General features: G+C 34.4%; 22 protein-coding genes. 13 read left to right on the forward strand and 9 right to left on the reverse strand.

The window, feature by feature from the left end:
- Positions 1-778: 778 nt before the first annotated feature.
- Both J4T76_RS06545 and murJ read left to right on the forward strand, forming a co-directional pair.
- Entirely contained in the window at positions 779-1036 is a 258-nt protein-coding gene (locus J4T76_RS06545; RefSeq protein ID WP_267340151.1) for a citrate/2-methylcitrate synthase, read from the forward strand.
- A 129-nt stretch (positions 1037-1165) separates the two neighbouring features.
- Positions 1166-2707: a murein biosynthesis integral membrane protein MurJ gene (murJ, locus tag J4T76_RS06550; protein WP_267340104.1), complete on the forward strand. Its 1542-nt coding sequence runs from the start codon at positions 1166-1168 to the stop codon at positions 2705-2707.
- Between the two features lie 240 nt (positions 2708-2947).
- Here the strand turns inward: murJ and ulaG are convergent, their stop codons facing one another.
- Together ulaG and ulaR are read right to left on the reverse strand one after the other, a co-directional pair.
- Positions 2948-4015 (reverse strand): L-ascorbate 6-phosphate lactonase, encoded by a 1068-nt coding sequence (ulaG, locus tag J4T76_RS06555; protein WP_267340102.1) that lies wholly within the window; start codon positions 4013-4015, stop codon positions 2948-2950.
- A gap of 25 nt (positions 4016-4040) precedes the next feature.
- A complete protein-coding gene (gene ulaR, locus J4T76_RS06560; RefSeq protein ID WP_267340100.1) occupies positions 4041-4802 on the reverse strand; it encodes an HTH-type transcriptional regulator UlaR in 762 nt (253 codons plus the stop codon).
- A 489-nt stretch (positions 4803-5291) separates the two neighbouring features.
- Here ulaR and J4T76_RS06565 point away from each other — a divergent pair, with 489 nt between their 5' ends.
- From J4T76_RS06565 to J4T76_RS06590, 6 genes are all read left to right on the forward strand, one after another.
- On the forward strand, positions 5292-7013 hold the full coding sequence (locus J4T76_RS06565; RefSeq protein ID WP_416380774.1) for a PTS ascorbate-specific subunit IIBC: 1722 nt from the start codon (positions 5292-5294) through the stop codon (positions 7011-7013).
- A gap of 27 nt (positions 7014-7040) precedes the next feature.
- Positions 7041-7514, forward strand: coding sequence for a PTS sugar transporter subunit IIA (locus J4T76_RS06570; protein ID WP_267340097.1), 474 nt, complete (start codon positions 7041-7043; stop codon positions 7512-7514).
- A gap of 4 nt (positions 7515-7518) precedes the next feature.
- The gene (locus J4T76_RS06575) at positions 7519-8211 is read left to right on the forward strand and encodes an L-ribulose-5-phosphate 4-epimerase (RefSeq protein ID WP_267340095.1); all 693 of its coding nucleotides are present in this window, start codon (positions 7519-7521) and stop codon (positions 8209-8211) included.
- Between the two features lie 22 nt (positions 8212-8233).
- Entirely contained in the window at positions 8234-8878 is a 645-nt protein-coding gene (locus tag J4T76_RS06580; protein WP_267340094.1) for a 3-keto-L-gulonate-6-phosphate decarboxylase UlaD, read from the forward strand.
- A 79-nt stretch (positions 8879-8957) separates the two neighbouring features.
- The gene (locus tag J4T76_RS06585) at positions 8958-9836 is read left to right on the forward strand and encodes an L-ribulose-5-phosphate 3-epimerase (RefSeq protein WP_416380341.1); all 879 of its coding nucleotides are present in this window, start codon (positions 8958-8960) and stop codon (positions 9834-9836) included.
- Between the two features lie 331 nt (positions 9837-10167).
- A complete protein-coding gene (locus tag J4T76_RS06590; protein WP_267340092.1) occupies positions 10168-11130 on the forward strand; it encodes a hypothetical protein in 963 nt (320 codons plus the stop codon).
- On the opposite strand, the gene J4T76_RS06595 is transcribed toward J4T76_RS06590, so the two are convergent.
- The 6 genes from J4T76_RS06595 to J4T76_RS06620 all read right to left on the reverse strand — a co-directional run bounded on the left by J4T76_RS06595 (position 11125) and on the right by J4T76_RS06620 (position 16091).
- Positions 11125-12087 (reverse strand): tRNA-dihydrouridine synthase, encoded by a 963-nt coding sequence (locus J4T76_RS06595; protein ID WP_267340090.1) that lies wholly within the window; start codon positions 12085-12087, stop codon positions 11125-11127. The genes J4T76_RS06590 and J4T76_RS06595 overlap by 6 nt on opposite strands.
- The gene (locus J4T76_RS06600; RefSeq protein ID WP_267340089.1) at positions 12084-12857 is read right to left on the reverse strand and encodes a molybdopterin-synthase adenylyltransferase MoeB; all 774 of its coding nucleotides are present in this window, start codon (positions 12855-12857) and stop codon (positions 12084-12086) included. Before J4T76_RS06600 ends, J4T76_RS06595 begins: the two co-directional genes overlap by 4 nt.
- A gap of 80 nt (positions 12858-12937) precedes the next feature.
- On the reverse strand, positions 12938-14257 hold the full coding sequence (locus J4T76_RS06605; RefSeq protein WP_267340088.1) for an amidohydrolase: 1320 nt from the start codon (positions 14255-14257) through the stop codon (positions 12938-12940).
- A 20-nt stretch (positions 14258-14277) separates the two neighbouring features.
- Complete coding sequence (locus J4T76_RS06610; protein ID WP_267340086.1) at positions 14278-14727, reverse strand: hypothetical protein; 450 nt, start codon at positions 14725-14727, stop codon at positions 14278-14280.
- A 10-nt stretch (positions 14728-14737) separates the two neighbouring features.
- The gene (locus J4T76_RS06615; protein WP_267340085.1) at positions 14738-15514 is read right to left on the reverse strand and encodes a DUF3100 domain-containing protein; all 777 of its coding nucleotides are present in this window, start codon (positions 15512-15514) and stop codon (positions 14738-14740) included.
- A gap of 31 nt (positions 15515-15545) precedes the next feature.
- Complete coding sequence (locus J4T76_RS06620) at positions 15546-16091, reverse strand: cysteine hydrolase family protein (protein ID WP_267340084.1); 546 nt, start codon at positions 16089-16091, stop codon at positions 15546-15548.
- 286 nt (positions 16092-16377) lie between these two features.
- On the opposite strand from J4T76_RS06620, the gene aspS reads away from it, so the two are divergent.
- The 5 genes from aspS (at position 16378) to J4T76_RS06645 (ending at position 21775) form a co-directional block, all read left to right on the forward strand.
- Positions 16378-18135, forward strand: coding sequence for an aspartate--tRNA ligase (gene aspS, locus J4T76_RS06625; protein ID WP_267345434.1), 1758 nt, complete (start codon positions 16378-16380; stop codon positions 18133-18135).
- A gap of 10 nt (positions 18136-18145) precedes the next feature.
- Positions 18146-18598, forward strand: a complete 453-nt coding sequence (nudB, locus tag J4T76_RS06630; protein ID WP_267340081.1) for a dihydroneopterin triphosphate diphosphatase — start codon at positions 18146-18148, stop codon at positions 18596-18598.
- 10 nt (positions 18599-18608) lie between these two features.
- A complete protein-coding gene (locus J4T76_RS06635) occupies positions 18609-19025 on the forward strand; it encodes a hypothetical protein (protein ID WP_267355524.1) in 417 nt (138 codons plus the stop codon).
- A gap of 91 nt (positions 19026-19116) precedes the next feature.
- Complete coding sequence (gene ubiD / locus J4T76_RS06640) at positions 19117-20583, forward strand: 4-hydroxy-3-polyprenylbenzoate decarboxylase (RefSeq protein WP_267340078.1); 1467 nt, start codon at positions 19117-19119, stop codon at positions 20581-20583.
- Between the two features lie 133 nt (positions 20584-20716).
- Positions 20717-21775, forward strand: coding sequence for an SEL1-like repeat protein (locus tag J4T76_RS06645; protein WP_267340076.1), 1059 nt, complete (start codon positions 20717-20719; stop codon positions 21773-21775).
- A gap of 37 nt (positions 21776-21812) precedes the next feature.
- Here J4T76_RS06645 and ppc read toward each other — a convergent pair whose 3' ends face one another.
- Complete coding sequence (ppc, locus tag J4T76_RS06650) at positions 21813-24461, reverse strand: phosphoenolpyruvate carboxylase (RefSeq protein ID WP_267340075.1); 2649 nt, start codon at positions 24459-24461, stop codon at positions 21813-21815.
- Positions 24462-24602: the final 141 nt, after the last annotated feature.

The raw sequence follows: 24602 nt of genomic DNA on the forward strand, positions 1-24602 counted from the left end.
AAAGTATATATGTTGTTCGGACCGACAATTTAGCACATATCAATATGGTAGGTAAACCAAGTATCAGTTAAGTTTTATACTATTTTTTTATCTAATTTAAACACTTCCATCATTACTATAACTTGTTATTTTTAAAATATCTTTGAAATGCATCTTGATCCATGTTTTTTAATATAGCCTTATTAATGCTCTTTTTTCAAATTAACCATTTACCGTTACTGTTACTGTTACTGTTACTGTTACTGTTACTGTTATTAACAATGTAATTGCATAACAATTTTTAGTAATAGATTGAATCATAAAAAAATATAAATATTCAAAATGATTAAACGTAACGCATAAGGAAATATTATAATACAAACAGTGGGAGTATTATCGTTTTCGATATTGATTTAATTAAATATATCTAACAGCACAATCCACAAAAAATTCTTCATGCATATCTAGCTCAAGAAGAGGAGCTTAAAAATTATAAACGTGGTGAAGATTATGTTAATTTTGCACTTGATCGGAATACTATGAAACAGGTAGCGACCTAAATGACGCTTTTCCAATTAATGAATTCTGTATGAATGTGATCAAAATTGACAACTATTTATAACGTATATTACATAAACAAATGTCGGGTAAAAAAGAGTTAATGGATGGGATTTGCTATGCAGTTTATACTGTATCAGACCCTTGATCCGTATTACTTAAAGAGATGGCACTTGAACTAACAGAAGAAAACGACGAGAAAAAAGAATAGAACTTCTTAACTCGGCTTGAAAAACGGGAAATTAATGCTGTTGTTAATCGAAAGAATGCTAGAACTAGAAAACTAGTATGTGTTAATGTTGATTTTTATTCTGGCTTTGTTTATGACATGATTGGTGTACCTAAAGAAGTTTATACATCATTATTTGTGATGTCTCGAATCGCTAAATGGTGTGCGCATCAAATTAAAAAAGTAAATTTTGATGATCGACGTATAATTCGACTTGCCTATAAAAATATTGGTGAACTTATGCACTTTATTTCATTAAAAGATTGTTAAAGTCGTCATCCGTCACGTTGAGACTGACGGTGTGCACAAAAGCTTCTTTTATTAAAAAAAGCATGGTGATTTAAACCAATAGTTTGTAGACTATCACTTATTGTCGGTTTTTGACTCTGTATTATATAAATGAATCTTTTAAAATCTTTAGCTACAGTGAGTTCCATGACTATGGTATCTCGAGTATTAGGTTTCATACGTGATGCCATCATTGCTCGCTTTTTTGGTGCCGGTATGGCTACCGATGCCTTTTTTGTTGCCTTTAAACTACCAAATTTATTGCGGCGTATTTTTGCTGAGGGCGCATTTTCACAAGCTTTTGTGCCGATTTTAGCAGAATATAAGAATCAACAAGGGATTGAGGCAACAAGGACTTTTGTAGCTTATGTTGCTGGTTTATTAACTTTAGTATTAGCCATTATTACCTTAATTGGTGTTATTTGTGCACCTTTTATTATTATGTTAACAGCACCTGGGTTCATGCAAGAGTCTACTGAAAAATTTGAACTTGCTACAACCATGTTACGTATTACCTTCCCATATATTTTTTTCATTTCGCTCGCTTCATTGGTTGGAGCAATATTAAATACTTGGAATCGTTTTTCAGTCCCAGCGTTTGTACCTACCTTACTCAATATTAGCATGATTATGTTTACGCTGTTTCTAACACCTTACTTTAATCCACCAGTATTAGCACTAGCGGTATCGGTTGGTATAGGGGGAATTTTACAATTACTTTATCAACTCCCTTATTTAAAAAAAATTGGTATGTTGGTATTACCAAAAATTAGCTTTAAAGATAGTGGTGTTTGGCGAGTATTAAAACAGATGGCTCCTGCTATTTTAGGGGTATCTGTTGGGCAAATTTCGTTAATTATTAATACGATTTTTGCTTCGTTTCTTATTTCTGGTTCGGTATCGTGGATGTATTATGCCGACCGACTTATGGAGTTTCCTGCTGGAGTGCTAGGGGTTGCCCTTGGTACCATTTTATTACCTTCGTTATCTAGAAGCTTTTCTAAAGGTGATTATAAACAATATTCAGAATTGTTAGATTGGGGATTGCGGCTCTGTTTTCTTTTAGCGTTACCAAGTACTGTCGCTTTAGGTGTCATATCACGCCCACTTATATCAACCTTATTCGAATACGGACAATTTACCTTACATGATGCATTAATGACTCAGAGAGCATTGGTTGCTTACTCTATTGGTTTACTTGGCATGATTTTAATTAAAGTATTAGCACCTGCTTTTTATTCACGGCAAGATATTAAAACTCCCGTCAAAATTGCGATTATTACCTTAATTTTAACGCAACTGATGAACCTTGTTTTTATTGGTCCATTACAGCATGCTGGACTTTCGCTCTCAATTGGTCTTGCAGCTTGTTTTAATGCGGCGTTATTATTCTGGCAATTACAAAAAAAACAACTCTATCAACCACAGCCAGGATGGTATAAATTTTTATCTAAAGTCATTATTGCTGTTATTTTAATGTCCGTTGTTTTATGGTTTGGTGCACAACTATCACCCGATTGGTCAACCGGATCAATGTTAATGCGTATTGGGCGACTATTGATATTAGTTATTTCTGGTATTGTTGTTTATTTTACATCATTGATCGCAATGGGATTTAAGATAAAACATTTTATTAAACGTATTGATTTATAATAGCTAGTAGAGTTAATAAAATTTTGTCAAAAAGTTTCAGGTTAACATAACGTTTCAGTAAAAAATGCAGTTAAATTGGCTAAATTCTATTATAAATATCTAATAGAATTTAGCCAATTATGATGGACCGATATAATCATCGGTCCAGAGACTTACGGAATTAATCTACTAAACTTTTTTTAAAATTGGTATATTACAAAATTCAATTAAGTATATAGGTTTAAATAATTTTTATTATCCTTACAAGAATGAACGATAAGGCAGTTCTGGTTCATCGGTAAAGATATCTCTGAATCCTCGATAATGTTGATAATGCATTTTATGTTGATCTGTAGGATACGTATATTTCCCTCCAACTTGCCAGAAAAATGGTTTAAATTGATATTCAAGACGATCTTTTTTCATTTCCCAAAGAACTTCAATTTCACGAGGATCACTTTGGAAATTTGACCAAATATCATGATGGAATGGAATTACCACTTTAGTATTAAGAGACTCAGCCGCACGCAAAATGTCTGATGAAGTCATTTTATCGGTAACACCACGAGGGTTTTCGCCATAAGAAAGTAATGCCACATCAATTTTATAATTATTACCATGTTTAGCATAATAGTTAGAGTAATGTGAATCTCCTGAATGGTAAAGTGATCCTCCTGATGTTTCAAATAAATAATTAACTGCACGATCGTTCATACCGTCTAAAATCGATTTGTCGGTAGAAGATACCCCTTTTGGTAAAGTAACGAGGGACGTTCTGTCAAAAGAATCTAGCACACGAATTGTAATATCACCTACTTCAATTGTTTCACCAACTTTAGCAACGATACAACGATCCTCAGGTACCCCCCAACTTTTCCATAACTCAACGCAAGCTTTTGGACCAATAAATTTCACTTTTGAAGAGCAGTTTTGAATTACAGCCGCAGCAACATTAACATCAATATGATCGGCATGATCATGGGTTGCCATTACTGCATCAATTTCTTTAATTGCAAATGGATCTAACACAAATGGGCTGGTTCTTAAATTAGGTTGCAATTCACGAACGCCACCCATACGCATCATTTGATGCTGTTTGTTCATTAATGGGTTAGCATGTGTTTTTTTTCCTGTACCACACCAAAAATCGACAGAGATATTAGTATTACCTGCTGATTTTAACCAAATTCCGGTACAAGCTAGCCACCACATGGTGAAAGTATTTGGTTTCACAACGGTGTTTTCGATCTCTTCATTTAACCATGTTCCCCATTCAGGAAAAGTGCTTAAAATCCAATAATCTCGGGTAATTTCATTTACTTTACTCATTCTATGTTCCTTTTTTATTTAATAGTTAAACTAATATCACTTCAACTCCTTGCTTTTTGATGCATTCAATTACCTCCTTATTTGCTTGCACCCCTGTAATCAAAATATCAATTTTATTTATTGGGCAAAAAAGCATGCCGGAGTTAGCTTTGGTATCGATCTTTGAGCTATCAACCACTACAACTAATTTTTCTGCTTTTTCTAATATCTGTTGTTCAGCAACAGCGCTTAAAATTTCGCTTTTATAAAGTCCTGTTGATGTTAATGTTTTTCCGCTTGTAAACATCCATTTTGCGGCATAAGAATCGGTAATACTTGCAATAGGATTAAGTATGATATTTTGTGTTTTATTATATAACCCACCCATAATAATTACGTTTTCATGGTCATGTTCAATCAAATAACATGCTAAAGGAAAATAATTAGTGATGATGGATACATTTTTTCCACAAAGTTCTCGTCCCAATAAAAATGCTGTTGAGCCACAATTAATGACTATATTTTCATCACAGACGCATAACTTAGCCGCACGAATCGCAATCCGAGCCTTTTCGTGATAGTGATCAGTATTGTTATTATCTATTGGAGCCCATATGGGTTTTTGTTCTTCAAGACGAATAATGCCGTTACGTACTTTTTTGACACGACCATCCTGATCTAATTTAGTGATATCTCTTCTAGCGGTAGCGGGTGATATACAAAAATGGCTGATTAATTCGGTCACTTTTAATTCACCTTTTTCGTTAACCAATGCGACGATTTCATTATGTCGCGTTAATTCATTCATTAAAATTCCTCATTTAAATTGAGCATTTTTGATTATTTTGATAATAATTTTCATTATTAAAATTGTCAATTATCTTATTGTTTTTATTCGTCATGTTTTATTTAATATATTGATAATTATAGGTATATGTTGAAGCTGTTGCAGTTTTTTTTCATTATTGTGTGAAGTCGATCACAGATATGATTTTGGATTCCATAGAAAAGTGATCTCCATCAAAATAATCACAAATAATCATTGTGTGATTTATTTTGATTATAGAATATAACATGCGTTAATCAAGTAATCTTAATTTGTTTAACAAAGTATAGGGTTAATTTAGCTCAAAGATTCACACCACAGTGAATAACTATATAAAAAGGGCATTAGGATAAGTTTTATTACTGCTTTGAAAGCACGATATAAACTTCAAATTTTAAAAGAGCCCATAACCAATGAGAGGGGCATATGGAAGTAATCTATAACATATTTTATATTTTTTATAGTCAAGTCATGACCAAGGCACCTTTGTTACTCGGCTTGGTAACAATGTTAGGTTATTGTCTTTTACGCAAAGATATCACCACAATTTTGAAAGGAACAATCAAGACCATTGTTGGTTTTATGTTGTTACAAGTTGGTTCTAATGTACTGGTTTCAACATTTAAGCCGGTGATTGCCAAATTGGCGGAGTATCATGGTATTAAGGGATCTATCATTGATACTTACGCTTCAATGGTTGCTGTTGAAAATGGTATGGGTGATCACTACTCATGGGTCGGTTATGCTGTCTTACTCGCATTGGCTATTAATATCCTTTTGGTCATTTTTCGTCGTATCACGGGAATTCGCACCATCATGCTAACAGGGCATATCATGTTCCAACAAGTAGGATTAATTACCCTGTTTTATTTTCTATTTGGTTATGGTATGTGGGAAACAATAATTTATTCTGCCATTATTACCGCATTATATTGGGGAATTTTTTCGAATATGATGTTTAAACCTACAGAAGCCGTTACTGGAGGTGCAGGTTTTTCGATTGGTCATCAACAACAATTAGGTTCTTGGATTGCAGTTAAATTAGCACCTAAATTAGGCAATAAAAATGACTCAGTTGATAATCTGAAATTACCTAACTGGTTACATATTTTTCATGATAGCATCGCCGCAACAGCAATAGTGATGACGTTCTTTTTTGGCATTATTCTTCTTTCATTTGGTTTAGACAATTTGCAAACCATGGCAGGTTCAACTCATTGGACAATCTACATTCTAGAAACGGGTCTCAAGTTCGCTGTCGCTATACAAATCATAGTAGGTGGGGTCAGAATGTTTGTAGCTGAATTGTCGGAAGCGTTTAAAGGTATTTCTGAAAAATTAATTCCTAATGCGGTATTAGCCATTGATTGTGCTGCCATTTATGCTTTTTCACCGAATGCTATGGTATTTGGCTTTATTTGGGGGGCATTAGGGCAGTTTTTAGCAATTGGTTTGTTACTTATATTTAAATCCCCCATTATGATTATTCCTGGTTTTATACCAATGTTCTTCTCTAATGCAACTATTGGGGTATTTGCTAATCACTTTGGTGGTTGGAAAGCCATTATGAAAATTTGTTTTGTAATGGGAATGATTGAGGTATTTGGTTCAGCTTGGGTAATTCATCTCTTTGCAAAAAATGGCACTCCAATTGACTCTTGGATGGGGATGGCTGATTGGGCGATATTATTCCCACCTATTTTACAGGGTTTATCTTTCTCTCACTTATTTATTTATCTAATTATCGCTCTGGCTTTAGTGTATATGTTCTTTACCGCTAAACAATTACGCCAAGATGAAGCAAATACAAAAATGGAACCAGAACAAAATAATATTCATCAAGATATTAATGAAAATGTTGTTGAAAAAATGGATGAAGTGGCAATAAGCGAAGGTCGAGCAGTACGAATCCTTGCTGTATGTGGTAGCGGCCAAGGATCTTCAATGATGATGAAAATGAAAATAGCTAATTATTTAGATAAAAAAGGCATTGCCAATGTCATGGATTCTTGCGCGGTGACAGATTACAAGTCACGGTTACCTAATGTAGACATTATTGTGGCATCGAAACATTTAATTAACGAAATTGAAGTTAATGAAGGGCAACATGCTTTGGGGGTCCAAAACATGTTAAATCCGCATACATTTGGTGAAGAACTTATTGAACTTATTAGAAAAGTGCTTGCTCAATAATGAATTGATTAAATAAGGAGTACAACAATGGCATTGAAAGAATCATTAATTGAAAATAACTCTATTTTACTAAAAGCGGATGCATCAACTTGGCAAGAGGCGATCAAATTAGGCACCGATATGCTCGTTGCTTCCAAAGCGATCAACCCTTCTTATTATAATGCAATTATTAGCTGCGTAAAAAAAATGGGACCTTACATTATTATTGCACCAAATTTTGCTATGCCTCATGCCAGACCGGAAGATGGGGTAAATCGAACTGCTTTTGCTTTAGTAACATTAAATACGCCAGTCTACTTTGAAGGTGAAGATCAACCTGTTGATGTATTAGTTACCCTAGCGGGAAGCACCTCAGATGAGCATATGCAAGGTTTAATGGAAGTCACTCAAATACTAGATGATGAAGACAGTCCAACAGGTATCGATCTGGATAAATTGAGAGCATGTAACAGCAAAGAAGATGTTTATGCTGTTATTGATAACGCTTTATTGGGAGACTAATTTTATGTATCAAACATTAAAAGAAAGAGTATTGCAGGCTAACTTAACCTTGCCTAAATACCATTTAGTTACTTTTACTTGGGGGAATGTTTCAGAGATCGACCGAGCCAAAGATGTTATTGCTATTAAACCATCAGGCGTCGATTACAACAACATGAAAATTGATGATATTGTTGTGGTGTCATTAACAGGTGAAATTGTTGAAGGTAAATTAAATCCGTCTAGTGATACCGCAACCCATATAGAACTTTATAAAGCTTTTGAAAATATTGGCGGTATTGTTCATACACACTCTCGCTATGCAACTGTATGGGCTCAAGCAGAATTAGATGTTCCAGCTTTGGGTACAACACATGCTGACTATTTTTATGGTGATGTGCCTTGTACTCGTCGTTTAACTGATAGTGAAATCAGTACCGATTACGAAAAAAACACCGGTCTAGTTATTATTGAAGAATTTAAACGAAGAGACATTGATCCTATGGCGATGCCAGCAGCTGTTATTTCTGGACACGCTCCATTTTGTTGGGGAAAAAATGCATCTGATGCCGTACATAATGCCGTGGTGCTTGAAGAGGTAGCCATGATGGCACTATCAACAAGGCAACTTAATAAAACAATCAAAATTCAACAAACTTTATCGGATAAACACTATTTTCGTAAGCATGGATCACATGCTTACTATGGTCAAAAATAGTATTTATAAGAGGACGAATAAAATGACTAAACCAAAATTACAAATTGCATTAGATCAAACAGAATTACAAACAGCTTTAGCGGTAGCCAAGAACGTAGCTGGATTTGTAGATATTATTGAAGTTGGAACCATCCTTGCATTCGGATCAGGTATTAATGGTGTGAAAATCTTAAGGGAAAAGTATCCCAATCATATTCTAGTTTGTGATTTGAAAACCACTGATGGAGGTGCCATTTTAGCAAAAATGGCGTTTTCAGCGGGCGCCGACTGGTTAACAGTTTCAGCTGCTGCTCATATTGCAACAATTGAAGCTTGTAAAAAAGTGGCTGATGAGTTTGGCCGTGAAATTCAAATCGAACTTTATGGACATTGGACTTTCGATGATGCAAAAGCATGGAGAAAATTGGGGATCAAACAGGCAATTTATCATCGTTCTCGTGATGCTGAATTAGCGGGTATTGGTTGGGGTAAAGAAGATTTAACTAAAATGCGACAGCTTTCTGATCTAGATTTAGAACTATCAATAACTGGCGGCATTGTACCTGAAGATATTCATCTATTTGCAGGTATTAAAACTAAAGCTTTTATCGCTGGACGAGCTTTAGCCAACGAAAATGGTCAAAAAACTGCTCAAGACTTAAGAGAGCAGATTGCTAAGTTTTGGTAAGTAGTGACCTAACAGTCACGAAATGGACCGTTAAGTTTTACCTTAATAATATCGGATCTAAATTATGTCAAATAATACAATGAATATAACCAGACAAACTCCATGTATGGGTATTTATGAAAAAGCACTACCGAATACACTTTCTTGGCAGCAAAAAATGTTAGAGGCAAAATCTTTACATTTCGATTTTATAGAACTTTCTATTGATGAATCCGATGAGCGTCAATCTAGGCTTGATTGGTCCGATGAGGAAATCTATGCATTGCGTCATCTTTGTGAAGATAATGGTGTTTTTTTTCATTCAATATGTCTTAGTGCACATCGTAAATATCCATTTGGTTCTGATGATAAAACGATCAGAGAGAAAGCTAAAAGTATAATGTGTAAGGCAATTACTCTTGCTTATAAACTTGGTGTTAGAGTTATCCAACTTGCTGGATATGATGTTTATTATGAGCAAGCTAACTTACAAACACATCAACGCTTTGTTGCAGGTATGCAATGGTGCGCAAAACAGGCAGAAAAAGCTGGTGTGATGTTAGCTGTTGAAATTATGGATACTAGCTATCTAAATTCACTTAGTAAGTTTGAAATTTTAAAAGCTGAGATAAATTCACCTTATTTTATGGCCTATCCTGATGTGGGAAATATATCCGGTTGGAATTATGATGTTAGCACTGAATTATTATTAAGCCGTAATCATATTGTGCAAATTCATTTAAAAGATACCTATAAAGTAAAACCCAATTATCCAGGTCAATTTAGAGATTTGGTGATCGGTGAAGGTGAGGTCGATTTTTCTGCGGTTTTTAGCACACTTAAATCTATTGATTATTGTGCGCCATTAGTGATTGAAATGTGGGCGAAAGATAATCAGTGGAAACAAAATATTCTTACAGCACAACAACATTTAAAATCGATTGCTGGTCAATCCGATTTTCCACTCTTTAACGTATAGATTGAAGACATAAAAAATACATTTCTATTTTACAATTTGCTTCATCATTCTTTAAGTGATGAAGCATTAATCCTATTTTATATAATAATTCACCGAAAATCAGCACTTCTTATTAAGGTTATTGACTCAAAAATATAAAGTTTTATAATAATTATCAATAATATAAGATCTAATGATTGTTGTCGATTAAAAAGCTTTTGGTATTAGCATGAGCATATTTTAAACACAATATGGCTTTATAATGACACGATAAAACATTGTTGTTGACCTTAATTTTTTTGTTGTTATCAAAATTTTTAAAAAAGAGAATTTACTGATCTTGAGTATCAAAATGGAAAAATTAGCTTTTTTTAAGCTACCTTTTATTTTTATTGCACTATTTTTTTTCTGTAGTGCTTTTAGTTTCAATATTAGATTTGGTATTACCTTTATATCGACCTTTCATGATTATGAGTTTTTATGGGGTATATTATATAAACTTGCACCATATCAATTACTACGTACAATTCCAGAGTGTTTGTTATTATTTGGTATTTCAACTATCAGTTTGCATCGAGTCAATGTTCATCAAGTGACTTCTAAAAATATTACTCTGTTAATGTTTAATGTCATTATTGTTTGTATGATAGGCTATTTAATTAATGCCATAGCCGAAGCTATTTTTGATAATATTTTGATAAATATGATTAATATGGCTTCATGGTTATTTATTTTAGTTTTATGCATTATCCCCTATAGCCTATGTTACCTATTTTCTGGATTATTTACCTATTATTATATCAAAGTATTAAATCATCATTTTGACAAAGGTAAACAGATTTTCGAACTGACTATAATTAATAGTACTAAAATTCATTTTACTTTGTTTTTAGTATTTTTCTTTTTTATTTTAATTGCTTTTCCTTCTTTTATTTTAGATGTCTTAGTACATAACAGTTACTATTTTATTTCAGTTTGGGAACATATTTTTTTGCCAATTTGTTGTTATTTATTTAGCTTATTAGTTGTCATTTTGGTTAGTAAAAATATGTTCACACAAATGTTTGTTGTGTTACAAACCGATAGAATAATCAAGTGCGCAATTTCCTTAAACCTTATTATCTTTATTTTAAATTTTGTTTTATGGAAAGTTGCAAATTGGTTAATTTATTATGTGTCATTACAAAATACAAACCTAACATCCATAGTAATCATATTGTTGGGTGCGATATCATTCACTTTATCGTGCTTATTTATTCGAAAATTAACGAAGTATTACTTTCATCCATCATTTAAATATCAGATTAATTTATAGTATGGGCTGTATCATTTGTTGTTTTAAGAATGTATATATTTCTTGTTGCGATTTTAATGTTCTAATGTTTTGTAACATCTCTGATGCTTCTACATAATGGTACTTTAAATAAGTAAGCCACTGTTTAATACGGGCAGAATGATAAAGCGGTTTAACATCATCGATGGATGAATTTGCATAACGGATTAAAATTTCCAATACTTGTGACCAACTTAATGCTGGTTGTTGGTTGCGGATCATATTGGCTAGATTGGGGATAGCTAAAATTCCACGACCCAACATAATGTCATGGGTTTGACTTTGAGCAATGCATTTTTGCGCATCTTCAATAGAAAAAATTTCACCATTGGCAATTACAGGAATTGTTAGGTTTTGTTTGATTTTTGCTATTGTTTGCCAATCAATTTTATCCGCTTTATATCCATCCTCTTTAGTTCTACCATGAATGGAAATCTCATTAGCTCCAGCACTTTCAATTGCATTGGCTATTTCATCGCAATGTGATTTATTAGACCAACCTAAGCGAATTTTAACTGATAATATGTCCGAGGGGTTTATGGCTTGTCGAACTTGACTAACGATATTAAAAATTTGTTCAGGATATTGTAATAAATAAGCCCCTCCTTGACTGCCCACGACGGTTTTAGCCGGACAACCAAAATTAATATCAATGCCAAATGAACCCAGTTCAATTGCTTTTACTGCATTTTCTGCCATCCACTGTGGTGAATGGCCAAGAATTTGTACTCGAATAGGGGTACCAGATGCAGTTTTGCCACCATTATGGAGTTCAGGACAAAGGCGATAAAAGGTGCGGTTGGATAATTGATGATGAGTGACTCGTACAAATTCTGTTACACAATAATCAAATTGATTGATCTCAGTTAAAATTTGTCTCACTTGATAATCAAGTACCCCTTCCATTGGAGCTAAAATAATACGGTTATTTTGTTTCATTTTTCTGATTGGTCAGTTCTGTGATTACCGCAAACAGGACAATTTTCCTGCTTAGATAACGTAAATTGATTAAATTGCATATTCATTGTATCAACCATCAATAATCGACCCGATAATGGATGACCATAATGAGTCAGGACTTTTATTGCTTCTATGGCTTGCATTGATCCAAACATACCAACTAAAGGTGCCATTACACCCGTTTCAACACAAGTTAGCTGTTCATTCCCAAATAGACGACTTAAACAGTGATAACATGGTTCATTAGGTTGATAAGTAAATACACTTAACAAACCTTCCATTCGTATTGCTGCGCCTGAAACTAATGGTTTTTTTTCTTGAAAACAACAGCGATTAATCTGTTCACGGGTAACTAAATTATCCGTACAATCAATAATAATATTATGCTGCTTAATGAGTGAAATGAGATCGCGGTCATCAAGCTGTTGATTAACGGTGTTAATTTGTATATTAGGATTTATATTGACTAAAGCGTACTTAGCCACATCAACTTTGTTTTGATTAATTGATTTATAGGTATATAAAATTTGTCGATTTAAATTTGAAGCGGATATGGTATCAAAATCATTTAAAGTTAACTTACCAATACCTGAGGCAGCTAAATACAAAGAAGTTGAACAACCTAATCCTCCTAATCCAATAATTAATACTGAACTATTTTTTAAAATTTGCTGCTTCTCAATGTCAAAACCATGCAAAGTTATTTGTCTGTCATAACGAAATAATTCTTGATCGGTAAGTGTTAACATATGATGTGATTATTGTTGTTAATAATAAAGTAAGTAGTATAACAAAAAACTTGGCACAAGATTGAGCCAAGTTTTAAACTTTATTTGTCAAAACCAGATAGGAATTTTAAATACTCCTCTTTTGTCATAAGTGGTTTGTAGTTTGTTATGAGTGTTTGAGCGGGTTTGGCATCATCGTAAAGTAAGTCGATAATCGTACAAGCCATCATTTGTGCAGGTCGTATATAAGCCATCTGTTCATCATATACAGTATAATCTTTACCATGTAAAATTCCTCTAACCGAACCAATCCAAGGGTGACTTACTGGCATAATATGCGATAGATCGCCAGTATCTGTACTTCCAGTCATATGCGGTGCGATTGAAACGTTTTCTTCACCAATTAAATTTTCAGCGTTTTGCTTCAATAGATTATTAAGTGTTGGGTTATTATGTAATGGTAAATAACCTGGTAAATCTTTAATTTCGCAAGTTGCACCAACTGCCATAGCTCCAGCTTTCAATGCTTGATTTATTCTTTCATTGGCATCAATCATAGCAGGGACATTGCCTGCTCGTACGTAGCTTTCCATTCTAACATCGCTTGGTACAACATTCACTAAATCACCGCCTTGGGTAATGATTGGATGGAATCGAATGTAATCTTTTTCTTGAAATGTTTCACGAATTGCGTGAACACCCATCATTCCCATCATTGCAGCATTTAAAGCATTCACTCCTGCATGTGGGGCTGCTGCGGCATGGGCTGCTTCACCTTTATATTTAATTAACTTGCCGATAAAACCATTGCTTGTCGTTGAGATTTCAATAAAACCATCTTGGCGTTCATTCGGTATGCTCGTTAAGTGTATCTGTAATGCCATATCTATATCATCAAAATCACCACGTGAAATCAATTCTGGTTTACCGCCAATGTATTTGATTTTCCCCTCTTCAATCAATCGATTTCGATAGGTAATTTCAACATATTCTTCTGCTGGGACTGCAAATGGTACTACATCACCAGCTAAAAATTGCATAGCCCCTGAGTCTATTAGCCCCATAGTGACAGCCATCATATTAGCGATTTGTGCATTATGACCACAACAGTGAGCTGCTCCAGACGTTTCATCCGCAGCAGGGTGGTCGGCACAAATAATTGCATCAAGTTCTCCAATAATTGCGATACTATATTGGCTTCCTTTACCACCTTTAAGACGACCTTTAACACCAGTGAGTGCTAATTTATTTTTAAAAGGTACACCTAATTTTTCAAAAGCGTCTTCTACTTTTTTAGCGGTTTTGTATTCTTTATAACCAAGCTCTGGTTCAGACCAAATCGCTTCAGCAATCGACTTGATGTCTGCTTTGCGATTTGCAATTGCATCACAAACTTTTTTCTTTAGTTCTTCTTTTGTCATAAATAAAATCCTTATCCAAATTAGATCACGCCTTCCCAATGCAAAGTGATTTGAGCGATTAAGGCTGCAAAAATAAATGTACCAGAAAACACAGCTAAAGATACGGGAATAATTCGCCAAGAAATATTTTTAAATAACGCAAGATCTTTACCTATAGCGAGTCCAGCATAAGCTAGTACTGGCGTACAGATAGCAAGTAATGAAACGTGATCTGTCATTGCAACAACTTTTTCATGATATGGAAATATTGGTGAAGAAACCGTAGCTGCAACAACCGATACCCATAAAATTATTGGAAATTTTTTTAATCCGGGTAACTTACTTAGTAAAAATCCTAAAATAGAAATGACAACTAAAATAGACAATGCTTCAAGTGATAGCATAAAATCAATTTTATATCCCACAGTATTGCCAGCTGCCATAATAATCGCCACTAAAATAAGTACAAAAATTGTTTCTAAAATCTTCATTATCGGATCCTTATTTATTGTGTCGAATACGGTCTAAAGTGTTATACATGAATGAAGCGAAAGGCAAAGAAAAGAGTGTATAAATATAAATACCAACAATACCAGACATTAAATTTGCTGTGGTTGCATAAGCATTAATGTTTTCTGATAAATCTGGATATAGATCACTTATCGGAGCAAGTGATGCAGCCATCATGCTTCCACTACCTACGCCCGCTCCCATGGCTAAAGCATAAGGATGAAGAATATCCAAGTGAGCTATTAGGCTGGCAAGAATACTCATCCAAATTGCACCATAAAGTGTGCCGCATACATACATAGACATTACACCGCGACCCTCGGGAGAGTCTAAACCATATTTATCTGCTACAATGGCTATATTCGGCTCACGAGCAACGGAATAGGTCGCCCCAACAGCTTCTCTTTTCATACCTAATAGCATTGCTAACGGTAACCCAAGTAAAATTGTTCCGGCAAAATGTCCTAATTCCTGAAAAATAAGAGCTAATTTTGCATCCTCTAAAATCATATCAATTTTCGGACCTACCGCTACACCAAGTTTTGCAATGAGTAACATTAATGTAACCATCATAACGATACTTGCATTGTGCATATTTTTATGGGTTAATATATTTAGCTTTGGTAGGCTAATTATTCCGCCAAAGATCATTGCATATAATATTGGATAAACGGCGATAATCCATATTGATTGTTTACCGATTAGTTCGCAACTAATGACTACTAACAGTGCAATTATATGCAATTTATAGTCTCGTAAAACTTCCATTCCTACTCCTCTTTTATATTGTTATCTGTTTTTATATTAATGTTGCTCCTAAGGCATTTTGAAAGTGTTTCAAAGCCCATTGATGACCAATAGGATCAAAGCTTGCGACAGCATTTTGATGTATAACTATTTTATACCCTAAGTTATAGGCATCTACGGCTGTATGTAAAATGCAAATATCCGTACAAACACCAATTAGATGGATTTCGGTGATATGTCTTTCTCGCAAACGTAAATCAAGATCTGTACCACAAAATGCTGAATAGTGACGTTTATTGATCCAATAAATATTGGTTGAATTTTGATGTCTTTGATAAAGTTGGTGCAAACGACCGAATAATTGTTGTCCAACCGTTCCAATCATATTATGAGGTGGAAAAAGTGCATTTTCAGGATGGTATTCATCGGTCGGGTCATGGGCATCAATTGCAAAAACGATTAATTGATTATTTTTAATAAATGAATCCGTTATGTTTAACAATTCTGATTCAATTTGTTGACCAGCAGAGCCTGTAGTTAATGCGCCATCATCGGCAATGAAATCATTTGTGTAGTCAATTGAAATTAAAGCTTTCATATCAAATTAATAATATTTAAATAATACTTAAGCTTATTAATAATTATTTGATATTACAAGTTAATAAATTAAACATTTTTTAATGTATAACAACATAAGTCGCGTTTAAATTTATTATCTTATTGAATTTAAATAATATTAATAAAATACGTATAAAGTAAAATTATTATGATAAATTAAGTATAAATAAAATAAATAGTGATTATTTTAAAACAGAGTCTTTATACCCTGATAAATTGCTCTATAATAATTATTATTTTAGACAATTGTACACAGGATATATTTAATGAGAACAATTTATTGCGGACAATTAAACGCAAATTATGTTAATCAAGAAGTTACACTATGTGGATGGGTTAATAAACGTCGTGACTTAGGCGGTATGATTTTTATTGATATGCGTGATCGTGAAGGAATTGTACAAGTTTTTTTTGATCCTGATTATCCACAAGCATATCAATTAGCTGGTGAGTTACGCAATGAATTTTGTATTCAAATTAAAGGAAAGGTCAGAGCGAGACCTCAAGGTCAAATTAATAAAGATATGGCAACTGGCGAGGTTGAAATTTTAGCAACCGAACTTACTATTTTTAATCGTAGTGATGTATTACCTCTGGATTTTAACCAAAATAACAGTGAGGAACAGCGTTTAAAATATCGATATATAGATTTACGCCGACCTGAAATGAGCACCATCTTTAAAACCCGTGCACAAATTACCGCCTTTGTTCGTTCATTTATGAATGAGAATGGTTTTTTAGATATTGAAACACCCATGTTAACCAAGGCTACGCCAGAAGGTGCTCGCGACTATTTGGTACCGAGCCGAATTCACAAAGGTGAATTTTATGCATTACCACAATCACCACAATTATTTAAGCAATTGCTTATGATGTCTGGGTTTGACCGTTATTATCAAATTGTTAAATGTTTTCGTGATGAAGATTTACGAGCCGATCGTCAACCAGAATTTACACAGATAGATGTTGAAACTTCGTTTATGACAGCCGAACAAGTACGTGAAATTATGGAAAAAATGATACGCGAACTTTGGTTGCATGTTAAAAATGTTGATTTAGGCAAATTCCCGATTATGACTTTTGACGAAGCAATGCGTCGTTATGGTAGTGATAAACCAGATTTACGTAATCCACTTGAAATCATTGATGTGGCCGATTTGATTAAAGATATCGATTTTAAAGTATTTTCAACACCAGCAAATGATCCTAAAGGAAGAGTGGCTTTATTATGTGTTCCAAATGGCGCCCAATTAACACGTAAGCAGTTAGACGAATATACGCAGTTTATTTCTGTTTATGGTGCCAAAGGTATGGCTTGGATTAAAGTTAATGAACGCAGTAAAGGTTTAGAAGGCGTACAAAGTCCGGTCTCTAAATTCTTTAGTGAATCGCAAATGGAAGCGTTACTAAACCGTGCCAATGCGAAAGATGGTGATATTTTGTTATTTGGTGCTGATAGTTATAAAGTTGTTAGTGATGCTTTAGGTGCATTACGTTTGAAAGTTGGTAAAGATTTAGATCTCACTGATGAAAATAAATGGGCGGTACTTTGGGTCATTGATTTCCCTATGTTTGAAGAAACAGATGAAGGTTTAAGCGCTATGCATCATCCGTTCACATCACCAAAAGATTACACACCTGAAGAGTTAATTAATAATCCTCAAAATGCTGTAGCGAATGCTTATGATATGGTAATTAATGGCTATGAAGTTGGTGGAGGATCGGTACGTATTCACCGAAGTGAAATGCAACAAGCTGTGTTTTCAATATTAGGAATTGATGAACAAGATCAACGTGAAAAATTTGGTTTTTTACTTGATGCGCTAAAATATGGTACACCGCCACATGCAGGTTTAGCGTTTGGATTAGATAGATTGAGTATGTTACTTACTGGAACAGATAATATTCGCGATGTGATTGCATTTCCTAAAACGACCGCTGCAACGTGTTTACTTACTGATGCACCAAGTCCTGCAAATTCTGCTGCATTGGTTGAGCTTGGCATTGAAGTATCTAAGAAATAAAGATATTTTGATGCGAGAATATAAAAAACCTGAGTCGGTTCTGGTGGTGATTTACTGCCAGACAACCAAACGTTGTCTTATGTTACAACGCAAAGATGATCCATTATTTTGGCAATCAGTTACAGGTAGCATGGAAACAAATGAATTGCCAAGACAAACAGCAATTCGTGAAGTTTTAGAAGAAACAGGCATTGATATTATTAAGGATGATCTTAAACTAATTGATGCTAACCATACAGTTGAATTTGAGATTTTTCCACAGTTTAGACATAGATATTCGCCAGAAGTTAAGATAAATAAAGAACATTGGTTTTATTTGCCTCTTGCTAACGAAGTAATTCCTGTTCTTACCGAGCACTTAGCTTATCAATGGCTGGCTATGAGTGATGCTGCTAACCTAACTGTATCGTCTAATAATAGTCAGGCTATTAGTAAAATTAACAACTTTCTTAAATCGAGTTAAGAGGTAATAAATGAAATTAAGCCAGTATACTATTGTATTATTTTGTTTATTTTTTTCAATAACCAGCAGTTATGCCGAAATTAATATTGAAAAATGTCAAACAAATGAAAGTGATTATATTATTTTTGATGAATATGATTCTCATATTGCTGAGAAAATAATCGATTATAAATTACATAATCAACCCGAAAAGCGCGAAAGTAGTATTATTAAGATATTTGCGAATGAAAATAGTGATGATAGAAATTATTGGTTAGCTTCTTTCCAATTTGATGATCAGAGCCAACAATATCTATATTATCAAGTTGAACCTGATAATTTTACTGAAATTGATAAAAACCAATTTGAAGTTTTATTACCTAAAATTGTAGAGTGTAATCAAAATAAACAAACACCGATTTACAGTGAAAATTTTGATGAAGACTAATGATGGTTAAAGAGATAACCATCTTATGGATTAATAGGTACCTTTGAATACGATTTACAAAAGGTTAACAAGTAATAGAGAGTGATGATAAATGAACTTTTCTGATTTTCGTGGATTTTTAGATTATCTTGAACAGCAAGGTGAATTAAAAAGAATTACTTATCCTGTTAATCCTTATCTTGAAATGACAGAAATTGCCGATCGGGTACTACGTAATGAAGGACCTGCCTTATTGTTTGAAAATCCGATTGGCTATGATATGCCAGTCTTGTGTAATTTATTCGGTACTGCTAAACGCGTGGCTATGGGCATGGGGTGCGAAGACACTTCAGCTTTACGTGAAATTGGTGAATTGTTAGCGTTTTTACGCGAACCTGATCCACCTAGAGGTATTCGTCAGTTTTTTAATGTTTTACCTAAATATAAACAAGTTTTAAATATGCCAGTTAAACAACGATCGTCAGCACCATGTCAAGAAGTGGTTTTTGAAAATGATGAGATTGATTTAACCCATTTACCCATTATGCATTGTTGGCCTGAAGATGTAGCGCCTCTGTTGTCTTGGGGATTGACTATCACTAAAGGTCCTTATAAAGATCGGCAAAATATTGGTATTTATCGCTTACAGATCTTAGGTAAAAATAAATTAATTATGCGCTGGTTATCTCATCGTGGCGGTGCATTGGATTTTGCCGAATGGCAACAAGCACACCCTAATGAAAAATTTCCGATTAGTATTGCAATTGGTGCTGATCCTGCAACCATTTTAGCTGCGGTTACACCCGTACCCGATACTTTACCTGAATATGCTTTTGCAGGGTTATTAAGGGGTAAACGAACAGAAGTTGTTAAATCATTATCCAATGATTTAGATGTGCCTACATCGGCTGAAATTATTCTTGAAGGTTACATCGATCCCAATGAGTTAGCACAAGAAGGTCCTTATGGTGATCATACAGGTTATTATAATGAAATTGAACAATTTCCTGTCTTTACCGTAACTCACCTTACACGTCGTAAAGATGCTATTTATCATTCAACTTATACTGGGCGACCACCTGATGAGCCTGCGGTCATGGGACTTGCATTAAATGAAGTGTTCATTCCAATTTTGCAAAAACAATTTCCTGAAATTGTCGATTTTTATTTGCCACCAGAAGGATGCTCATATCGTATTGCTATTGTCACTATAAAAAAGCAATATCCTGGGCATGCTAAGCGTGTCATGATGGGTGTATGGTCCTATTTACGTCAATTTATGTACACTAAATTTGTGATTGTTTGTGATGACGATATTAATGCTCGAGATTGGAAAGATGTCATGTGGGCCATTTCAACACGTATGGACCCGCATCGTGATACGACATTTATCGACAATACCCCGATTGATTATTTAGATTTTGCTTCACCTATTTCCGGATTAGGTTCTAAAATGGGGTTAGATGCAACCAATAAATGGATAGGCGAAACCAGTCGAGAATGGGGAAAAATAATAAAAAAAGATCCCAAAATTATTGCCCATATTGATGAAATTTGGGACAAGCTTGGAATATCTTGAATTAAAGATTGTGAGTAAAAAATAATTAAAGTTAAAATTATGTACGGTAAATAAATGAACCAAAAAATAAAAACTATTTTTTTTTTAGATGGTTATGTATAATTATCGACCATGTTATGGTAATAAAAAAATTATGAAAAAATTTCAAATCTTATTAGTACTAGTTTTATCCATCTCTTATGGTGCTTTGGCGCATGAAACTAAAGTGCAATCAGATACGGATCTACAAGTTGCCGAACCTGGAGCATTGATTCCTTCTTTGCGTGTATCTGCTGAAAACGGTAATGCTGAGGCACAATATTCTTTAGGTACTATTTATAAACAAGGATTAGGTGTTGAAATTAGCGATATCAGAGCATTATTCTGGTATAAAAAATCGGCAGAGCAAGGTTTGGCGAAAGCACAAAATAATTTGGCGTATATGTACCAAAATGGTTTGGGAACAGTTGCTGATCCATATGAAGCGTTCAAATATTACAAACTTGCCGCAGATCAAGATTATGCATTGGCCAAATATAATTTAGCGTTAATGTATAAAAATGGTGAAGGTGTGGACAAAAATGTGTCAAATGCGGTTAAATATTTTGTTGAAGCTGGTAAACAAGGTGTTTTAGATGCTTATTTAAATTTAGGCATTATGTATTTTTTTGGTGATGGCGTTAAACAAGATCGTATGATTGCTGCTGATTGGTTTAGTAAAGCTGCGACAGAAAGTAATCCAGAAGCACAATATTATTTGGGATTAATGTCAGAGCATGGTGATGGATTAACCAAAGATTATGTCGCTGCTATCTATTTTTATACTCAAGCTGCTACACATGGTCATGTGCTTGCTATGTATAATTTAGGTATCATGTATGCAACTGGCACAGGCACAAAACCCGATAATGTGCAGGCTGCGAATTGGTTTACTAAAGCTGCGGAAGCTGGCAATGCTGATGCTCAATATAATATTGGCGTTATGTATGACGTAGGTGGCGGTGTGTCAAAAGATACTGAAAAGGCCATTGAATGGTATATGAAAGCGGCTGAACAAGGTAGTGTTGATGCACAATATAATCTCGCTATTAAGTATTTAGAAGGCGAAGGGGTGGAAAAAAATATTAATAAAGCAATATATTGGTTTACTAAAGCTAGTGAACAAGGTGACCAAGATGCTAAAGCGTATTTAGATGAATTATTAGAAAAATAAAAAGAGCTGGTGCTCTTTTTATTTTTTCCTGTTTTTACTATCCTGAGTTACGCATTCCCGCAGCAATACCCGAGATAGTGATCATTAATCCTTGTTCAACATTACTATTTTCATCCTCATTATTACGATTGCGCGAACGACTTAATAATTCGGCTTGTAATAAATTTAGTGGCTCAATGTAGGTATTACGTAATGCAACAGATTCCGCGATCCATGGTAGATCAGCCATCAAACTGATATCATCGGTGATAGTTAATACCGTATTAATATCTTGAGTCAATAAGTTTCTTAACTCTTCTCCCAGTGGCCATAAGGCTGGCTTGACAAGTCTTTGCTCATAATATTCATGGATATTTGGTGCAGCTTTAGCATACACCATTTCGAGCATACCTAAACGAGCATTAAAGAAAGGCCAGTTATGATACATGTCTTTAAGTAGATTTTTGTTACCTTCTTCGATAACCTGTTTTAGCGCTGTTCCTGCACCAAGCCAGGAAGGAACCATCAAACGGTTTTGTGTCCAAGCAAAAATCCATGGAATGGCTCTTAAACTTTCAATACCGCCTCCTGTTCGTCTTTTTTGTGGACGTGAGCCGAGTGGTAATCTACCTAATTCAGTTTCTGGTGTTACTGCTCTAAAATAATCGACAAATTCAGATCGTTCACGAATGTAACTACGATAACAACGACAAGAGATATCAGACATTTTATCCATAATATCTCGCCAATCCTGTTTAGGTTCGGGTGGTGGTAATAAATTTGCTTGCAAAATGGCTGAAGCATATAGCATCAAACTACTAAGTGCTACTTCGGGTAAACCGAGTTTAAAACGAATCATTTCACCTTGTTCAGTGACACGAAGTCCTCCTTTCAATGATCCTGGTGGTTGTGATAGTAATGCGGCATGTGCGGGTGCCCCCCCTCGACCAATTGATCCACCACGACCATGAAATAACACCAAATTAATATTATATTTGTCAAATAATTTAACTAACTCTTCTTGTGAACGATATTGTGCCCATGATGCAGCAAGCGTTCCAGCATCTTTAGCTGAATCAGAATAGCCAATCATAACCATCTGCTTGCCATTGATTTTTTCACGATACCAAGGAATATCTAAAAGCTTTTGCATAACAGATTTTGCATTATTTAAATCTTCTAAGGTCTCAAACAAAGGCGCAACAGGAATATTTTTTTGACAGTCAACAATTTTTAAAAGTAAGTAAACGGCTAGGACATCAGAAGGTGCTTTTGCCATCGAAATGACATAAGACGCAATCGATTCTTCACCGGCTTTTTTAATAACGTGACAGGTATCTAAGACTTCTTGAACCATTTCATTTGGTCGCCAATGATAAGGTAACAGTGGACGATTAGATTGCAGTTCAGTTAACAAAAAGGCTTGTTTTTCTTCTTCCGACCACTTGGCATAACTTCCCAAGTTAAGTTCTTGTGTTAATGCATCGAGCGTTTCAGTATGTACTGAGCTATCTTGACGAATATCTAATCTTAGAAGTTGTAGACCAAAACTTCTTATACGTCGTAAAGTATCGAGTAATGGACCGTGTGCAATAGTTGACATGCCATTTTCAATTAAAGATTTATAGCACGTATAGAGTGGTGTCCATAATTGTTCGTTTTTAATCAAAATATCCGCAGGAGGTAACGCTTGTTCGTTATTTAATAATGATGCTATATAACTATGAGTTTTTACCAAACGTGTACGCAGTTGTTTCATTACAGCTCGATAAGGTTCAGTTGCAGATCTATTATTTTCATCCAATAGATCAATAACAGATTGACTGCATTCAGTCATGGATAATTCACGAACCAAAATTTGAATATCCGCTAAAAAAAATTCAATTGATTTTAATCTAGCTTGCAACATAACTTTTTCAGTCACTTTTGCTGTTACATTCGGGTTGCCATCGCGATCCCCTCCCATCCATGAAGTAAATTTAATTGGTACATGCTCAACAGATAATTGTTCATTAAATGCATCAACAAGCTGATCATTAAATTCACGCAAGAAAAGTGGTACACCTTCCCAAAGACTATCTTCAATAACGGAAAATCCCCATTTAGCTTCATCAAGTGGCGTTGGTCTATTTTTACGTATCTCATCGGTATACCAAGCTTGACAAACTAATTGTTTCAAACGACGCATAATTCGTTCTATTTCATAATCCGCTAAGTCGTTGTGATCCAGTTGCGATAAACAGCTATTAATCGCAGTATAAGTATTTATCATGGTACGACGATTGATTTCTGTTGGGTGGGCAGTTAATACTAGTTCGATAGAAAGATTATTAATGGCTTGATTAATCGTCTGATATGAGAAGTTAAGATTTTTCAGGGTGGTAAACAGTTCTGTCATTTTTTTAGGGCTGCTTGATGCTTCACCATGTGGCGATATTCCATAATATTCTGCTGCGGTATTAACTAAATTCAAGAACTGGTTAAATGCACGAGCCACATGTAATAAATCTTCATCATTAAGATTTTCGATGAGTTTAAGTAACTTATTATGAGCTTGTTTATTACCTTGTTGAGCGGTTTTTGATAATTGTCTGATTTGTTCAACTAAGTCAAATGCATCATTACCTGCTGCCCGTTTTATTGCATCACCTAGTAAAGTACCTAGCATATTGACGTTGCTTCGCATAGAGGAATATTCACTGTTCATTATCTTCTCGTTTTTATCTTTATTAAGTCAAAACAAACTTTAATCTGCCTAATGAGCATGACAATTTAAAGGTGTTGGAATAAATGTTAGTTAATGTGATATAACTTATATACTTTATAACAATACTAGATTGAATTTAAA

Origin of the sequence: Gilliamella sp. B3022, assembly GCF_028751545.1 — a bacterium.
Taxonomy (GTDB): Bacteria; Pseudomonadota; Gammaproteobacteria; order Enterobacterales; family Orbaceae; genus Gilliamella.

Coding starts and splice junctions, on each gene's coding strand:
- murJ (WP_267340104.1), top strand. CDS start 1,166: ATGAATCTTTTAAAATCTTTAGCTACAGTGAGTTCCATGACTATGGTA.
- ulaG (WP_267340102.1), bottom strand. CDS start 4,015: ATGAGTAAAGTAAATGAAATTACCCGAGATTATTGGATTTTAAGCACT.
- ulaR (WP_267340100.1), bottom strand. CDS start 4,802: ATGAATGAATTAACGCGACATAATGAAATCGTCGCATTGGTTAACGAA.
- J4T76_RS06565 (WP_416380774.1), top strand. CDS start 5,292: ATGACCAAGGCACCTTTGTTACTCGGCTTGGTAACAATGTTAGGTTAT.
- J4T76_RS06570 (WP_267340097.1), top strand. CDS start 7,041: ATGGCATTGAAAGAATCATTAATTGAAAATAACTCTATTTTACTAAAA.
- J4T76_RS06575 (WP_267340095.1), top strand. CDS start 7,519: ATGTATCAAACATTAAAAGAAAGAGTATTGCAGGCTAACTTAACCTTG.
- J4T76_RS06580 (WP_267340094.1), top strand. CDS start 8,234: ATGACTAAACCAAAATTACAAATTGCATTAGATCAAACAGAATTACAA.
- J4T76_RS06585 (WP_416380341.1), top strand. CDS start 8,958: ATGAATATAACCAGACAAACTCCATGTATGGGTATTTATGAAAAAGCA.
- J4T76_RS06590 (WP_267340092.1), top strand. CDS start 10,168: ATGGAAAAATTAGCTTTTTTTAAGCTACCTTTTATTTTTATTGCACTA.
- J4T76_RS06595 (WP_267340090.1), bottom strand. CDS start 12,087: ATGAAACAAAATAACCGTATTATTTTAGCTCCAATGGAAGGGGTACTT.
- J4T76_RS06600 (WP_267340089.1), bottom strand. CDS start 12,857: ATGTTAACACTTACCGATCAAGAATTATTTCGTTATGACAGACAAATA.
- J4T76_RS06605 (WP_267340088.1), bottom strand. CDS start 14,257: ATGACAAAAGAAGAACTAAAGAAAAAAGTTTGTGATGCAATTGCAAAT.
- J4T76_RS06610 (WP_267340086.1), bottom strand. CDS start 14,727: ATGAAGATTTTAGAAACAATTTTTGTACTTATTTTAGTGGCGATTATT.
- J4T76_RS06615 (WP_267340085.1), bottom strand. CDS start 15,514: ATGGAAGTTTTACGAGACTATAAATTGCATATAATTGCACTGTTAGTA.
- J4T76_RS06620 (WP_267340084.1), bottom strand. CDS start 16,091: ATGAAAGCTTTAATTTCAATTGACTACACAAATGATTTCATTGCCGAT.
- aspS (WP_267345434.1), top strand. CDS start 16,378: ATGAGAACAATTTATTGCGGACAATTAAACGCAAATTATGTTAATCAA.
- nudB (WP_267340081.1), top strand. CDS start 18,146: ATGCGAGAATATAAAAAACCTGAGTCGGTTCTGGTGGTGATTTACTGC.
- J4T76_RS06635 (WP_267355524.1), top strand. CDS start 18,609: ATGAAATTAAGCCAGTATACTATTGTATTATTTTGTTTATTTTTTTCA.
- ubiD (WP_267340078.1), top strand. CDS start 19,117: ATGAACTTTTCTGATTTTCGTGGATTTTTAGATTATCTTGAACAGCAA.
- J4T76_RS06645 (WP_267340076.1), top strand. CDS start 20,717: ATGAAAAAATTTCAAATCTTATTAGTACTAGTTTTATCCATCTCTTAT.
- ppc (WP_267340075.1), bottom strand. CDS start 24,461: ATGAACAGTGAATATTCCTCTATGCGAAGCAACGTCAATATGCTAGGT.